Consider the following 14427-nt stretch of genomic DNA (forward strand, 5'->3'; position numbering starts at 1 on the left):
CATTTGTTACTCCCCGTGTCTCCCTTGTCTCCCTTCGCCCCCTAATCCCCTCCAGAGAACCCTGAGTTCCCCCTTGTCCTCCTGTCCCCTCACCAAAAATAACCCAGTTGTACAGTCGTCTGACGAGTAGATGAGTCGTATTTGAGAAGATACTCACGCGCGATCGCTTCGTTTTTTCTCAGTGTTTCTACTTCTTTCTCGCCAATTTCTGTATCAGTGGAAAGTAAAATTACTTGATGAGAAGCAGAGGGGAAGTAACGTTCAACTAAATTACTGCGATGAGAAGAATCTAATCTGCCCAATGGTGTATCAATTGCGACTGGTAAACGAAGTCCAGAGACTCGTGCTAGTCCCCATAGAAAAGCGATCGCTAAAAGTTGTTTTTCTCCTGCGGAAAGCCGATGCTTGGGAACTAGTTTACCTTGTAAGTCATACAAAGATAGGCTAAAAGTATTGGTATCAATAGCAATGCGATGCACTAAATCTGATTTGTGCAGCAGATAGCGAAAACATTCAGTGACTTCATTTTCTAATTTATTCAATTTTCTCAAAGTCAAGCGTTCCCGGAATAACTTCAGCGTTTCTTGAACTCTCGCAGAAGCTGTAATAATATGCTCTCTATTGTTGCGATCAATAGTTTGTTCTGTATATTCTTTTAAGTTCTTTTTAGCCTTTTCAATAGCTGCTTCTAATTCAACCAAACGACGACGCGCTGTTTCGCAATTAGCTTTAGCTTCAGTAACTTGCTTTTGGGCTTTTTGCATAGCATCACGCAAGCGATCGTATGCTTCTGGTGATGCTGCTGTCTGTATTTGTCTTTCAATAGTGAGAATTTCTTCTTCTTTATTTTTCAAATTAGCTATTTGTTGTTTAGCAGAAATTTCAGCATTATGTAAGTAATAAATCACATTACCCAATTGACTCAAAGCTTCATCATCAGCTAACAACCAAGGTTGTTCTTTGAGAGAAGATGAATTCCGCCTATGCTCATCTTCTTCTAAAAATACTTTTATTTTTTCTAAACTCTCTTGACCAATGTCTAACTTTCCAATTAAATTCAATAGGCGTTGATCTCGCTCTAACAAGATATCTTGTACTATTTGTACTTGGCGTGTGCGAAATTCTTTTTCTCCTTGTGTTTGTACCTGTGTGAGTAACGGTTGAATTAACATTAATGGTAAAACATCAGCAGCTAGTTGAATCATTTCTTTGCGAATTTGCTCTGCTTCTGCTGTTTTTTCTTGCTTTTGTTGTTCTAAATAGCTTCTTTCCGCCGCAATTTTACCACCTTCAGCAATAAATTTATTCTCAGCTTCTTCATATTCTTGTTCACATAATTTTAATTCTTCTTGTAAGGTCACATAGCTAAATTTTTGAGCCTCATACTCTTTTTGTATTTGTTTGAGTTCTGTTTCAATATCTTCTAAATTGACCAAAATCTCTTTTTCCGCAATTTCCTTACGTTTGCGATTGACTAAAATTTCTATATCAACAGCTAAACGTTCAGCTAATTCTAATCCTAAAAGAGTGCGAATTGCGTCTACAACAATTGGTGGTGGTACTTCTTGCTCTGCTAACTCTTTAACTTGTTCTCCATCAAAGAGAAACAAATTAGAAATTCCTAAAGGCAAAAGATTTTCAATATAATCATCCCAAGTATTAACTAACGCTTCAATAGACCATGTATCATCATCTCCAAAAACACCTAAAGAATCTTTGCCCTCTTTAGGATTTTTTTCCCAAGCTCTGACGATTTTGTATTTAACTGGTTTATCATTTTCAATATGTTCAAAAACTAATTCAACACGAGTTTGTTCATGAGGTGAAGCCTGACTATTAACGCACTGAGTCAAAAAATCAGTATAACTTAAATTTCCACGAGTAGAACATTGGGCGCGATGTCCATAAAGTGCAAGGCGAATAGCGTCCATTAACGTAGTTTTACCACCTCCATTCATCCCGCCTAAAAGAATAATTGGACGAGTACAATCGTTAATTTTTGAATCAAGATTTATTACCTGACGCCCATTGTAGGGGCCAAAATTTTGGAGAACAAGTTCAAGAAAAATCATAACGATATTCTATATTTAATTCTCATACAAATAAGCAATCTTACACCTTTTGTTACCTATGGGTAACATTTACTCAGTCATGAGCCTTTGACACAATCAAAGGCATGGGAAAAGCAGGAAAAGCACTCAAACAAGTGTTAGAAACCTATGGCATTAGCCAAAATCAATTAGCAGTGACAATGGGGACAGGACGACCAAATGTTCATCGTTGGGTGTACGAAATTAGAGATCCTGTTGCTGAAACGGTGCTAGAAATTCGTGATGCGCTTAAACAAATTAATCCAGCAGCAGCACAAGAATTTATCAGATTGTACTTAGGAGACTCTACTGAGGATCAGAAACACCCTTAGTAAAAATTGCATAAACTCTGCGCCCCTTTGCGCTTTCCTTTGCGCTCCTTTGCGTTTTAATTTATGCAAATATGTACTTAAACTCTCAAGACGTTGTTTCCTTCTTTTGAAACTTCATACTCGCCCAAGTCTTAGGTTTAGCAGAAGACGCATCTGTTATTTCTTCTTTTACAACATCTCCCAAAGTCAGCTGCTTCACCTTTGCCACATCACCTTGAGTAACAGCTGTTTTTAAATCTCTTTTCAAATAAGCATTTTTAACTGCTTCCTCGAGTGAGCGAGAACTAGTTTCAAAACATTTCTCTAGCGCATCGTATATTCCTGTACGGCGCGCTTTTTTACGAAACTGACGTTCCGTATCTAATAGCTTCGCCATTAATTCCAGGTGCATGGCGTCACCTTCACAGATTTCTTCCAGCACAGCCCATTCATCGCTACCCAAGAGACTATAATCAGCACCAGGGCGCGGATCTTGAAATTCTTCTCCTGTCACTTCTTTATATATGCGGGGTAAACTATCATCAAATTCATGTTTATGTTCTAGCCAAATCCGGCGAATTTCGCTTAGTTCTTCCAGCGTCATTAAAGTGATATTACGCATATTTTCTGGGGCTGTATGCCGGATTTGTATTTGCGCTTCTAATACTCGTCTTAGCCAATATTCCCGCCAATATTTGGTATAAGGGCCGTGTATTGGTTCAACTGAAGTTTCTCCGTCTACATTGCGTTCAAAGAGTGTGACTTCACCCCAAATCCTGCGGAAGTCTCTCTTATCGTAGTCGTTATCAACATCTAATTCATTACGAATATCTAATAGAGGCTGCATCCATTCTTTTTCTTCGTCATTTTGAATCATTGCCTCCATAGATTTATCTTTATTAACCATTGTGCATACCCAACACCCAAAACGAGAATCACCACAACTCGGGGTAGAGGAATCGACAACAAGGGGGCATTCACTATCTGCTGTTGCACCTCGATACATAGTGAATAAGTCCTTATTGCTGTATCCCCAAGGGTTCTTCCACTGATTCAAATAAATCCAAACTTCTTCAGTACTCCAGTCTTCGATAGGTAGATAAATTAGTGAGTTAGGTCGGTTAGGATTTGTATTAAGGCGATCGCGTACTCGCCACTCTCGATGTTTAGCCATTGTACTAGCACGTTTTGCGCTTTCTGTTTTGCGCGTACCTAGCACAAGAATCACTTCACCACTAGAACGAATTACTGAACGAATAAAACTATCGGCTGGTTGAATCTTCAAACGTTCAGTACACCATCTAAATCTATTACGCGGTGCTGGATAGCCTTTTCCAATTAAGTTTACCCAAAAAGTATCTTTAACTGCTGGATAAAGCAGATGAGGTTCAATCAGCATTTGTTGTTCTTTTGCTGCAACCTTCATCTGTTCTAAAGAGTTGCGTACCCAAGCAGAAACAACAGGGTTTTCTACTAAGGTATCTGTTGTAATGACATAGATAGTCTTAGTCCGCTTTTCGGGTGGGAGTGCTGCGATCGCATTCCAAATCAGCTGCAAAATTGCGGTCGAGTCTTTACCACCACTATATCCGACACACCAGGGTATTTCGTCTAAACAGTATAACTGTTGTATTTCAGTAGTGAGAGCTTGGACATCTTCTACAAACTCTGCTACAGTACGCAGTTGCTGACTTTTGTTTTCTGGCTGTTGTGCGATGACCATTTCTCCTTACCTCGGAACTCCACCTTAAAGGTCAAAACCTTTAAGGTTTTTAAAAACTTTATCAGTAAATCCAATTTTTGTACAAAAATAATCTGGACTATGATTTCAGGTGTTAAAAATTAACATGAATAAAAATGCAGCTAATCTGACTGCTGACATGAAGAGTAGAGATATAGAACTAGACAATAAAGATAAACAAGCACTAGCAATTCTGCTAGAAAAGTTCACAAATCAGAAAAATTATATTCTAGTTCAAAAAACTGAAATGGGTGGTAACGAAGCTTATATAGGTTCTGTTACCTTGGAATGGTTTGCACATCGGGTTCACTTTGCTTCTGCTTTACCATTGCTTCAACAAAAATATAATCCTCACACAGATAACATTGAAATTGATGCTGAGAGTATTGATGAAATTCAGCAGCGTCCCCTTGATTGGTCGCGCCAATTACCTCTAGCTCAGTATCTAGCATCTCGTAAAAATCATAAGTTTCCTCCGGTACTGGTGGTAATTAATCAACCTTGGGTGGATAATCCCAAGGCTACCGAATGGAATCATCATGCGATCGCTCTAAAATCTACCACAGTTTTTACACCCTTAGATCAAGAAGGCAATGTTGGTCTGCTCAGTATTGCTGAAAAAGATCTCACTATTTATGCACTAGACGGTCAGCATCGACTCATGGGGGTACAGGGGTTAATGGAGTTGCTGCAAACTGGTAAACTTCAACGTTACAAGAAAGATAAAACTCCTGACGACACTTTTATTACAGTAGATGATTTGATAGAGCAGTACAATGTTCAGCCAGCTGATCTGCAAAGTTTACCCAAAGAAAAAATTGGTATTGAGTTTATTTGTGCAGTCGAGAAAGGTGAAACCCGCAAACAAGCAAGGCGAAGGGTGAGATCGATCTTTGTTCATGTCAATTTGATGGCTGCACCTTTGACTAAAGGTCAACTAGCACAGTTGAATGAAGATGATGGTTTTTCGATTGTTGCAAGAAAAATTGCTGTGATCCATCCACTTTTGGAACAGTGTGAAGGTCGAAAACCTCGTGTTAATTGGAATAGCGCCACAGTTGCAGCTAAATCAACGGTTTTGACAACACTACAAGCGCTGACAGATATGTCTGAGCGATATTTAGGACAAAAATTTCCTCATTGGAAACCCTTAGACAAAGGTTTGATTCCCATCCGTCCAGATAATCAGGAACTTGAAGACGGAATAGAGGAATTTCACAAATTTTTTGACTATTTAGCAAGCCTTCCTAGTTATAAGCTTTTGGAAGATGAAGATACACCAGCCTTGCGAAGATTCAGCTTTGAAAAGGATGGTGGTGAAGGAAATATGCTTTTCCGTCCTGTTGCTCAAGTTGCTTTAGCGCAAGCTTTGGGTATCCTGATTTTCCGAAAAGGATTTAACCTGGAAGATATTTTTAAAAAGCTACGAAAATTTGACCAGCAAGGCGGTTTTAGTGGAATGGAATATCCGCAATCTCTGTGGTATGGCGTTTTGTATGACCCAAATAAAAAGCGTGTGCAGGTGGCTGGACGGGACCTGGCAGCGAAGTTACTAATTTATATTTTGGGTGGAATTCAGGATCAAATGGAACGTGCTGAACTTCGTAAGGATTTGGCTAAAGCCAGAACTGTAGAAAATAAAACCATAGGTTTTGATGGTAAGTTCGTTGAACCAAAGCAGGTAGGACTTCCACCTGTCTTATAATTTCGTGTAGTTAAAGAGACGTTTTTATTAAACCAAAGGCGATATCTACCTGTCCTATAATTATCTTTCAAATTTATGGCAATGTTCTTCTAGTTTAGCTAAGCTCCGTTTTTCTCCTTAGTGTGGGGAGATTCTTCTTCCAAACCTTTGCTAACTAAAATTCTCTATTGTTTATTTACAGTAAACCAAGACCTATCAAAAGCCCAGTGATGATTTTTGCAGAAAGATATTCCGTTAATAATTATATTGTCGTAAAATTCTGCATCTGAATTTATAAACAGCTATGAAATGAATCTACTTAAATCAAACTCCTCTTGTTCGGATTTATCCTGGAATCTTTCAGAACTGAGAATCAATAAAATTCGCTCTGAGTAATCTACTGCACCTCTGAGTTCAACCTGTAATATTTCAAGTCCGCCATTGGCGTATTCTTCAAAGAGTAAATTACGTTTTTCGTTATTTTTTTCATCATGAAAAGATAAAACTTTTATGTCTTGAGTTTCCACGATCGCAATTAAATTTATTACCGTATCATATCCCCTGACAAGAAACTGTTCTTGAGGAATTGGCGATGGTTCTCTTTTAGAAATTTCGCCTAGAGGAACTCGCTTTTTATGCTTTGCACCCAAAGCAGCAGCAAAAATAACTACATCAGCAAAGGTTTGAAAAGGGCCCGTACCACCATCTGCCGATGTTAAAGCCTTTACTAATTCAGCTTTATCTTTTGCAACTCTAATTCTGCCAGTTTCAGCCATTGTTCTGATATCTACTTTGTTGCAATTTTAACTGAAAGCCCACAGTGATCGCACTTTCTTCTCTTGGCGTCTTAGTGGTTCATTTCCTAAACAAACAAATCATCCACTGGCATAGACCATCCTGGCACAGCAGTTTCAGCTTCCGCTACTTCCCCACGACGATACACTTGCGGTTGTTCAGGATTGCTAGCACGATACACTCGGATCACTTCTTCTTTGAGAACATCTACATCCCACACTACTAACGTACCTGCTGCAAAGTAATCACGACGCTTTGCTGCCATCTCTTCCTCTGCTACTGCACCATAATCATTTTCACTTCTCACCTCAGCAGCAAAAGCAGGCGCACCATCAAGAAACTTTCCACCCGTTGGTTTCCCAATGTAGAATGCAGCATCTGGACTGAAAGAACGACGGTTAGGAAGATTAACAATAAAGCCTACATTATCAGGCAAAGCATAACCGTTTTTAGTACGGCATTCATAATTGCGCAAACTTACGTAAATTTCACCACTTGCACGTCCTGGTAAAAATCCAGTTGGAGACATCAATATCAGTTTTCCATTTACAATTTCCGCTTTGCTATTTTCAGGTAAGCGGTATAAATCTTCAATAGTTGCTTCAGCTTTTATACTCATCAAACACCTTACCTTATATTTTCTAAATTCAAGAATTGCGATCGCACTCCTTATTTCTAAATAGCCTATCCTGCCTTCTCAGCATTAGTACCTATGGTGGAGTAGAATCAGGAGGATAAAGGAAGTCTATCTGCACCTCTTTTTTAGCACTGGACGGTATTTTTCGCCTTACCAATGATTTTAAGTGTCACAAACAGCGTAGACGCTAGATCACAACAGAGTTGAAATAAAAGCAATAAACAAGGAACTATTTCGCCACAATTGCCAAGCAATCACACCAAATTCCATCATTTATAAAATAAGACACATATTCAAAAAGCGATCGCTTTTGGGAACTGTATTCAAGATAAGGCAAACATATGTTCTGGCAGAATAATGGCGATACCAACTAGAATCGAAGAGTAACAAGAACTACGCAAACTCAGAGGCTGTATTATGGAAGATCTAGCCCAACGCAAGCTTTTGTCAGCGCTGAGTCATGGGGCAATATTTTTTAGCTCTTTGATTGTGTCTATCGGCATACCCATTGCAATCTTGTTTATCAGCAATGACCCTACAGTAAAGGAAAATGCCAAAGAATCCCTAAATTTTCACATCAACCTTTATATTTATGCGCTCTTTTTTGGGTTGCTGTCGATTATTCTAATTGGTGTTCCGTTTCTGATTGCTTTATGGATTATTAGTTTGGTTATGCCAATTATTGCTATTGTTCGGGTTCTCAGTCAACCCAATATACCTTACCGCTACCCATTAATCTTTCGTTTGGTTTAGAGGTAAATCATATTTTAATAATTTGACACCTTTATACCCCTTTTTTCAGTATGGTTTACCAAGAGCAAATCATAATTTCTACTAAAGGTAACGGTGATATGCATGACCTTACCGATAAAGTAAACCAGATTGTGAAAAAATCTGGTGTGAGGGTTGGTATGGTTAATGTATTTAATGTTGGTAGTACAGCAGCAATTGGCACAATTGAATTTGAACCTGGACTGCAACGGGATTTGCCAGATATCCTCAACAAGCTAATTCCACCCAGTCGCGAATACGGACACGAGCAAACCTGGCATGATGGTAACGGACACTCCCACCTGCAAGCTACATGGTTGGGGCCGGAAATCACGCTTCCCCTGCGCGATGGCAGATTAGTTTCGGGTACTTGGCAACAAATTTTTCATTTAGAATGCGATATCAAGCCCCGCCAGCGCCAAGTAATGGTAACTGTTTACGGAGAATAAGGGAGACAAGAAGGACAAGGAGGACGACTTGGGAGAGAGGGTACGCTGTATAGGCGTAACTTTGTATTACTTATCATTCAAATCTCTCTGCATTCCTGTATCTGTGTGTGCCCACGTCCCTTGTATCTGTGTATCTCTACAATTTTTTTTTGACAAAGGCTTGACTAGTGAGCAGTTATATAGTACTTTTGTACTATATGAATTTACTCTTGCATAAAAATCTACCAAAAATAGAAACTGTTTTGCCAATAGGAGAGCAAATTATTGATGAAGCTATCGAAACTGGACTTAAGTAATGTAGTAGCGATCGCTCACTCTCAGGGAAATTTACAGTTATTACTCGATTTAGGTAATGAGCTAGAGTTTATAAAAATTCCTGCACTAGTCGCAGCTTTTGAAGGACTGCAACATTTAAATGAAATCGTTGCGGAAGCGAAAGATTTGCCTGCATATGAGCAATCAATTGCAATGTTGCCAATGAATTCATCAATGGTAAATGCTATAGGCTATGACGGCGACAAAAATATTTTACAGATTGAGTTTCACAACGGTGCAGTATATCAATATTCAGACATAGACCAAGATACTTGGCAAGATTTACATCAAGCTAATTCTATTGGTAAATATTTCAATAAAAATGTTAGAGGTGAATATCAGTATGAATATAGATGATTATTGCTGATAATTACCTTATTTAAACGTTCCTGGTGCTTCTGGCTAATTGCTGATAGTAAATTGCTATTGGCGATTAGCCTTTACTTTTTTTAATATTGGCTGTTGATGATTCAATACTCACAACTTCCTCAAATTCTTTCGTTAAATTTAAGATCAAAACCTATCTATTTCCGATCTCTGGTCATACCTCTATCAGCAATAAATTTGATAAACAGGAAGATTACAAGCTGAGGATTGATAAATCATGACTAAAACCATTTTTAATTTAACATTGCCAGTAGCTGTTAGCTGTATAGAAGATGTTCTGGAAACTTATCCTCATCATCCTTATCAGCAAGCTTTCTCTATTCCCGATCTCCGCCAAGAACTAATTGCACACGTCCTAAGTCAAGTCTCAAATTGCTATGTGGTTGCAGAAGAAGATCAACAACCATGTCTGAACTTAGGGTCTTTGATGTGTTCGCTCAAAGACAAGTATTGCATAGAAGATTTAATCCGTCAGGGTATTGAGAACATTATGTACAAACGGGAAAAACAGTTAAGCTTACAAATACCTGAAGAAGTTGACCCTGGTTTAGCTCCTTCACATTGGTTTGGCTGAATCTATCCGCTTTGCTGCATAAAGTCAACAGCCCAGAGAAAAGAGAAATTTTTTCGTCCAACAATTTTACTCACTTTGACAAAGGTAGTAGTAAACTACTAACCATTTACGATCAAAATTTTGGAAACTGAAAAATCTCTCACTATGGCTTGTTTTGCCACTTTAAGTCAAATCATAGATGTTCTTGCAGCCAAAGGAGCTAATTTATCGGATGCAGCCTTAGCAAAATTAAGTTACGGTATACAAACAGACACCCGTATTCTCAAACCGGGTGAAATTTTTTTAGCTTTACGCGGCGAAAAGTTTAATGGACACGAATTTGTACCAATGGCGATCGCTAAAGGCGCGTTAGCTGCAATTGTTGATTTTGCATACCCAGATCCGCAATTTCCTGTATTACAGGTAGAAGATACTCTCCAGGCTTATCAGAAAATTGGCAGATGGTGGCGCGATCGCTTTGATATCCCGGTAATTGGAGTCACTGGTTCTGTAGGTAAAACTACTACTAAAGAATTAATCGCCGCCGTTTTGGCAACTCAAGGAAAAGTTCATAAGACTCATGCTAATTTCAACAACGAAATTGGTGTACCAAAAACTCTGTTGGAGTTGAATGCAGAACATGATTTCGCCGTGGTGGAAATGGCGATGCGGGGTCAAGGACAAATTGCCGAACTAACACAAATCGCACGTCCCACTATTGGCGTTATTACCAACGTCGGGACAGCACATATAGAATTACTCGGTTCGGAAGCGGCGATCGCTTCTGCCAAGTGTGAGTTATTGGCGCAAATGCCCAAAGATAGTGTAGCAATTCTCAACTATGACAATCCCTTGTTAATTGAAACAGCAGCAAAAGTTTGGTCAGGCAAGATCATAACTTTTGGTTTTACTGGCGGAGACATCCAAGGAGAGTTGATTGATGGCGATACCTTAGCAGTCGCAGATATGCAATTACCTCTACCAATGCCCGGTCGTCACATCGCCGCTAACTACATGGCTGCTTTGGCAGTGGCCCAGGTATTGGGTATTAATTGGTCGTACCTGAAATCAGGGATAACAGTAGATATGCCAACTGGGCGATCGCAACGGTTTGCATTACCCAATGATGTGGTAATCTTAGATGAAACATATAATGCTGCACCAGAAGCTATGCTAGCAGCTTTAAACTTATTAGCACAAACACCAGGCAAACGCCGCATAGCCGTACTGGGTGCAATGAAAGAATTAGGAGAGCGATCGCGCCAATTGCATCAACGAGTCGGCGAAACTGTGCAGAAGTTGAATTTAGATGCTTTGTTAGTTTTAGTAGATGGACAAGACGCCGAAGCGATCGCTCAGAGTGCTAAGGGTGTTCCCTCTGAATGTTTTGCAACTCATGCAGATTTGACAGCTAGATTGAAGACGTTAATGAAGGAAGGCGATCGCATTCTTTTTAAAGCAGCCCATTCCGTCGGATTAGATCGAGTTGTGAGTCAATTACGCGCCGAATTTTCCAATTCTTAGAAATGTAAAGTTTTACTTCATGACTGTAGCATTGGCTATTTACAAGAGAAATTAATATTTTTTAGGGATGGATGATAAAAACCGTCCCTAAATCAAATATGACACAATCCATAATTAAAAATTTGGATTATACATTAAAAAAGCATTTTTAGCAAGCACATCACCAACATGTTTATAAATATAAAAAAAGCTGTGTAATTGTATTAAATCTCGCCGCCAAAATAATAGAAATTATAGTAGATTTTTTACTGGAAAATCATCTTCCAAAAATTAAATTCAGATGAGTAATTCCCGTGTTTTGTGCCTGGGTGAAGTTTTGTTTGATTGTTTAGCTGATCAGTTGGGGCGATCACTTGAGGAGGTGGAGTCCTGGACTCCTTATCCGGGGGGAGCGCCAGCTAATGTAGCTTGTGCCTTAGTAAAACTGGATATACCAACGGGATTTATTGGTTGTGTAGGCGAAGATCAGCCAGGCCATGAACTGGTAGACTTACTGCAAAAAGTTGGTGTAGACGCAACAGGCGTACAGCGCCATCCAACAGCACCGACGCGACAAGTTTATGTAGTTCGCTCTCTCGCAGGCGATCGCCACTTTGCCGGATTTGGACAGTACGACACCACAGAATTTGCTGATACCCGCCTGGAAGCTAATCAATTGCCAATCAAGCTATTTGAAGCAGCAGATTTTTTAGTCTTAGGTACTTTGGAATTAGCTTATCCAGAAAGTGGCAAAGCAATTCATCGGGCTTTGGAACTAGCGGAAGAATATAATCTCAAGGTCTTACTTGATGTGAATTGGCGTCCTGTGTTTTGGCCTAACCCTGATATAGCGCCGCAAACAATTCGCGCCTTATTCAAGCAAGTCGATTTTCTCAAACTTTCACTAGAAGAAGCTGAATGGCTTTTTGACACCAGAAAACCCAGGGAAATTTTAAACCGTCTTGACTCCGTGGAGGGTGTGATAGTGACAAATGGGGAACACGGTTGTGCTTACTCATTTGAAGAACACGATGGTGAGTTACCTGCCTTTGCTGTTACTGTTGCTGATACAACTGGAGCAGGAGATAGTTTTGTTGCTGGGTTTATCTATCAAGTGCTTATGCATGGAATTAAAAGCTTGAGCGATCCAGTAAAAGCTAAACAAATTGTCACCTATGCCAGCGCTGTCGGAGCCTTAACCACAATGAAACCAGGAGCGATCGCATCTCAACCAACAAAAGAGGAAGTGGAAGCTTTTTTAAGTCAAGAAATAGGAGTGTAAGGAGATAAGGATATAGACATCTAGGGGTGTGGGGATGTAGGGGATTTGTTGATTTGTAAGTATTGATTATTTGGTTTTTAAATCCCCAAACTCTGCCGAATATTTTGCACAATTACCTCTGGTGGTGCTGAAATATCTACATATAAAGCATCAGCAGGTTCTTCAAGAGTATCAAACTGACTCTTAAGGAGTTTTTCAGACATAAAGTGATTTTGTCGCTGAATCAGGCGTTTTTGAATTAAATTAAATGAACCTTTGAGATAAACTAACTTGATGCGTTCATCACCAATAAAAAAATACTGACGATAGCTTGCTTTGAGCGCAGAACACGCCAGTACTACATTTTGATTGTCTTCCAACCATTTTTTGATCGCTGCTTGTATGTCTTGCAGCCAGGGTAAGCGATCGCCATCATCTAGAGATATTCCACGCCGCATTTTGTCGATGTTTTCAGGCGAATGGAAATTATCAGCGTCACTAAATTCCCAGTGCAAAGAATCTGCTAATAGTTTAGCGATGGTGCTTTTACCGGAACCGGAAACACCCATGACCAGAATTACCATTTATTGTTTGTGTTCTTGCTGGTACTAATGTACTTATACTAGTAAAAACAATTTACTTTACTAAGCTTACAAACTTTTGGAAATTGCCCATAGTCCTCAAGAGTATCCGTAGCTAGAGACTAAGCCCCTTGTAAGGGTGTGGGAGTGTAAATGCTTTCCTTTTCCCTACACCTCTATACCTTTATTCCCCTACACCCCTATTTCTTGACACATGGCTAAATCACAAAAAAAGGAAGAAATTCTCTCTATCCTTTCTCAAATTTAAGAAAATCCTACCACAGAAGAAGCGATCGCCAGCTTGCGCCAAGTCCTCAACAGTAAGTATTCTGTTGCCATCGCCAGATCCGCAAAGATAGTGGGTAAGTTTGCCATTGTTGAACTAATTCCTGATTTAGTAGCAGCTTTTACTCGGATGCTGGTCAATCCTACGGTAACAGATGGAGGTTGCCTAGCTAAAAAAGAAATTGCCCAAACACTTTACTACCTGGAATACAGCGACGAAAGCTTGTTTTTGCAAGGTATTAGGCACGTGCAGATGGAACCAGTTTGGGGAGGTAAAGAAGATACTGCTGCCCATCTACGGGGAATATGTGCCTTAGGTTTGGTGAGGATGAACTACGCGGATGTGATGAACGAACTAGCAGATTTGCTAGCTGATTCTAAACCAGAAGCTAGGGTTGCTGCTGCCCGTGCGATCGCCTACAGTACCAATCCCCAGGGTGTATCATTATTGCGTTTGAAAGTCCGTCTTGGTGATTCAGCACCTGAAGTTTTATCCGAGTGTTTCACAGCCCTGTTGCAACTTGCTCCCCAGCAGTCACTCCCTTTAGTTGCTAGTTTCCTGTTTGCCCCAGAGGAGCAAGTTTGTGAACTAGCAGCCCTAGCGTTAGGTGAATCCAGATTAGATGCAGCATTTGCTACACTCAAAAGTTGGTGGGAACAAACAAAAAATGTAGAACTATCTCGAACTGGACTGTTAGCGATCGCCATGTTGCGAAACGAGCCAGCATTTGAGTTTTTAATATTACTGATTACTGAGGGTAAAAACTTAGATGCTAAGAATGCGATCGCTGCTTTAAGTATTTATCAAAATGATTTGGAACTGTGGAAACGAGTTCGTGGGGCAGTGGAACAGCGAGGAGATGTTAGGTTACTGCAAGAGATTAAGTGAAATAATTTATGATTTGGGTTGAAGGTATGACAAATATCATGTTTTAAAAATCGACCACCGATGCACACCGATGGACACAGATAGGTCATGCGTTGGTAGCTAATTTTGTATTGTATATTTTTGGTTGCTGTCTTCTAATTTTTCTCATCAGCTGATTCAATAATGTAATACCAAA

The 14427-nt window shown here is 39.7% G+C and carries 16 protein-coding genes; 9 read left to right on the forward strand and 7 right to left on the reverse strand.

Going from position 1 to position 14427, the window contains the following annotated elements; genetic code table 11:
* Positions 1-89 precede the first annotated feature (89 nt).
* Positions 90-2072, reverse strand: coding sequence for a DNA sulfur modification protein DndD (gene dndD, locus RS893_RS12065; protein ID WP_315791369.1), 1983 nt, complete (start codon positions 2070-2072; stop codon positions 90-92).
* 104 nt (positions 2073-2176) lie between these two features.
* Here dndD and RS893_RS12070 point away from each other — a divergent pair, with 104 nt between their 5' ends.
* A complete protein-coding gene (locus RS893_RS12070) occupies positions 2177-2422 on the forward strand; it encodes a helix-turn-helix transcriptional regulator (RefSeq protein ID WP_315791370.1) in 246 nt (81 codons plus the stop codon).
* 85 nt (positions 2423-2507) lie between these two features.
* On the opposite strand, the gene dndC is transcribed toward RS893_RS12070, so the two are convergent.
* Positions 2508-4124 carry a DNA phosphorothioation system sulfurtransferase DndC gene (gene dndC / locus RS893_RS12075; RefSeq protein ID WP_315791371.1) on the reverse strand — a complete coding sequence of 539 codons (1617 nt, stop codon included), beginning with the start codon at positions 4122-4124 and terminating at the stop codon, positions 2508-2510.
* A 124-nt stretch (positions 4125-4248) separates the two neighbouring features.
* On the opposite strand from dndC, the gene RS893_RS12080 reads away from it, so the two are divergent.
* Positions 4249-5847 carry a DGQHR domain-containing protein gene (locus tag RS893_RS12080; RefSeq protein ID WP_315791372.1) on the forward strand — a complete coding sequence of 533 codons (1599 nt, stop codon included), beginning with the start codon at positions 4249-4251 and terminating at the stop codon, positions 5845-5847.
* Between the two features lie 164 nt (positions 5848-6011).
* Here RS893_RS12080 and RS893_RS30285 read toward each other — a convergent pair whose 3' ends face one another.
* From RS893_RS30285 to RS893_RS30290, 4 genes are all read right to left on the reverse strand, one after another.
* Positions 6012-6128, reverse strand: coding sequence for an HNH endonuclease (locus RS893_RS30285; RefSeq protein WP_396336459.1), 117 nt, complete (start codon positions 6126-6128; stop codon positions 6012-6014).
* A complete protein-coding gene (locus RS893_RS12085; protein ID WP_315791373.1) occupies positions 6129-6602 on the reverse strand; it encodes a DNA phosphorothioation-associated protein 4 in 474 nt (157 codons plus the stop codon). It abuts the gene before it with no gap.
* Positions 6603-6688: 86 nt separating this feature from the next.
* Positions 6689-7240, reverse strand: coding sequence for a Uma2 family endonuclease (locus RS893_RS12090; RefSeq protein ID WP_315791374.1), 552 nt, complete (start codon positions 7238-7240; stop codon positions 6689-6691).
* A 91-nt stretch (positions 7241-7331) separates the two neighbouring features.
* On the reverse strand, positions 7332-7415 hold the full coding sequence (locus RS893_RS30290; RefSeq protein WP_396336460.1) for a DUF3370 family protein: 84 nt from the start codon (positions 7413-7415) through the stop codon (positions 7332-7334).
* 260 nt (positions 7416-7675) lie between these two features.
* Here RS893_RS30290 and RS893_RS12095 point away from each other — a divergent pair, with 260 nt between their 5' ends.
* The 6 genes from RS893_RS12095 to RS893_RS12120 all read left to right on the forward strand — a co-directional run bounded on the left by RS893_RS12095 (position 7676) and on the right by RS893_RS12120 (position 12518).
* Complete coding sequence (locus RS893_RS12095; RefSeq protein WP_315791375.1) at positions 7676-8011, forward strand: DUF4870 domain-containing protein; 336 nt, start codon at positions 7676-7678, stop codon at positions 8009-8011.
* Between the two features lie 50 nt (positions 8012-8061).
* Positions 8062-8478: a secondary thiamine-phosphate synthase enzyme YjbQ gene (locus RS893_RS12100; protein ID WP_315791376.1), complete on the forward strand. Its 417-nt coding sequence runs from the start codon at positions 8062-8064 to the stop codon at positions 8476-8478.
* A gap of 267 nt (positions 8479-8745) precedes the next feature.
* Positions 8746-9150 carry a KTSC domain-containing protein gene (locus tag RS893_RS12105; RefSeq protein WP_396336445.1) on the forward strand — a complete coding sequence of 135 codons (405 nt, stop codon included), beginning with the start codon at positions 8746-8748 and terminating at the stop codon, positions 9148-9150.
* A 247-nt stretch (positions 9151-9397) separates the two neighbouring features.
* Positions 9398-9754 carry a hypothetical protein gene (locus RS893_RS12110; RefSeq protein ID WP_315791377.1) on the forward strand — a complete coding sequence of 119 codons (357 nt, stop codon included), beginning with the start codon at positions 9398-9400 and terminating at the stop codon, positions 9752-9754.
* Positions 9755-9898: 144 nt separating this feature from the next.
* Positions 9899-11257: a UDP-N-acetylmuramoyl-tripeptide--D-alanyl-D-alanine ligase gene (locus tag RS893_RS12115; RefSeq protein WP_315791378.1), complete on the forward strand. Its 1359-nt coding sequence runs from the start codon at positions 9899-9901 to the stop codon at positions 11255-11257.
* 280 nt (positions 11258-11537) lie between these two features.
* Positions 11538-12518, forward strand: coding sequence for a carbohydrate kinase (locus tag RS893_RS12120; protein ID WP_315791379.1), 981 nt, complete (start codon positions 11538-11540; stop codon positions 12516-12518).
* Positions 12519-12595: 77 nt separating this feature from the next.
* Here the strand turns inward: RS893_RS12120 and RS893_RS12125 are convergent, their stop codons facing one another.
* Positions 12596-13081 carry a gluconokinase gene (locus tag RS893_RS12125; RefSeq protein ID WP_315791380.1) on the reverse strand — a complete coding sequence of 162 codons (486 nt, stop codon included), beginning with the start codon at positions 13079-13081 and terminating at the stop codon, positions 12596-12598.
* Positions 13082-13436: 355 nt separating this feature from the next.
* On the opposite strand from RS893_RS12125, the gene RS893_RS12130 reads away from it, so the two are divergent.
* Complete coding sequence (locus RS893_RS12130) at positions 13437-14252, forward strand: hypothetical protein (protein WP_315791381.1); 816 nt, start codon at positions 13437-13439, stop codon at positions 14250-14252.
* The last annotated feature ends 175 nt before the right edge of the window (positions 14253-14427 follow it).

It is taken from the genome of Fischerella sp. JS2 (genome assembly GCF_032393985.1).
Lineage (GTDB): Bacteria > Cyanobacteriota > Cyanobacteriia > Cyanobacteriales > Nostocaceae > Fischerella.

Coding starts and splice junctions, on each gene's coding strand:
- dndD (WP_315791369.1), bottom strand. CDS start 2,072: ATGATTTTTCTTGAACTTGTTCTCCAAAATTTTGGCCCCTACAATGGG.
- RS893_RS12110 (WP_315791377.1), top strand. CDS start 9,398: ATGACTAAAACCATTTTTAATTTAACATTGCCAGTAGCTGTTAGCTGT.
- RS893_RS12105 (WP_396336445.1), top strand. CDS start 8,746: ATGAAGCTATCGAAACTGGACTTAAGTAATGTAGTAGCGATCGCTCAC.
- RS893_RS12080 (WP_315791372.1), top strand. CDS start 4,249: ATGAATAAAAATGCAGCTAATCTGACTGCTGACATGAAGAGTAGAGAT.
- RS893_RS12095 (WP_315791375.1), top strand. CDS start 7,676: ATGGAAGATCTAGCCCAACGCAAGCTTTTGTCAGCGCTGAGTCATGGG.
- dndC (WP_315791371.1), bottom strand. CDS start 4,124: ATGGTCATCGCACAACAGCCAGAAAACAAAAGTCAGCAACTGCGTACT.
- RS893_RS12120 (WP_315791379.1), top strand. CDS start 11,538: ATGAGTAATTCCCGTGTTTTGTGCCTGGGTGAAGTTTTGTTTGATTGT.
- RS893_RS12115 (WP_315791378.1), top strand. CDS start 9,899: ATGGCTTGTTTTGCCACTTTAAGTCAAATCATAGATGTTCTTGCAGCC.
- RS893_RS12125 (WP_315791380.1), bottom strand. CDS start 13,081: ATGGTAATTCTGGTCATGGGTGTTTCCGGTTCCGGTAAAAGCACCATC.
- RS893_RS12085 (WP_315791373.1), bottom strand. CDS start 6,602: ATGGCTGAAACTGGCAGAATTAGAGTTGCAAAAGATAAAGCTGAATTA.
- RS893_RS12090 (WP_315791374.1), bottom strand. CDS start 7,240: ATGAGTATAAAAGCTGAAGCAACTATTGAAGATTTATACCGCTTACCT.
- RS893_RS12100 (WP_315791376.1), top strand. CDS start 8,062: ATGGTTTACCAAGAGCAAATCATAATTTCTACTAAAGGTAACGGTGAT.
- RS893_RS12070 (WP_315791370.1), top strand. CDS start 2,177: ATGGGAAAAGCAGGAAAAGCACTCAAACAAGTGTTAGAAACCTATGGC.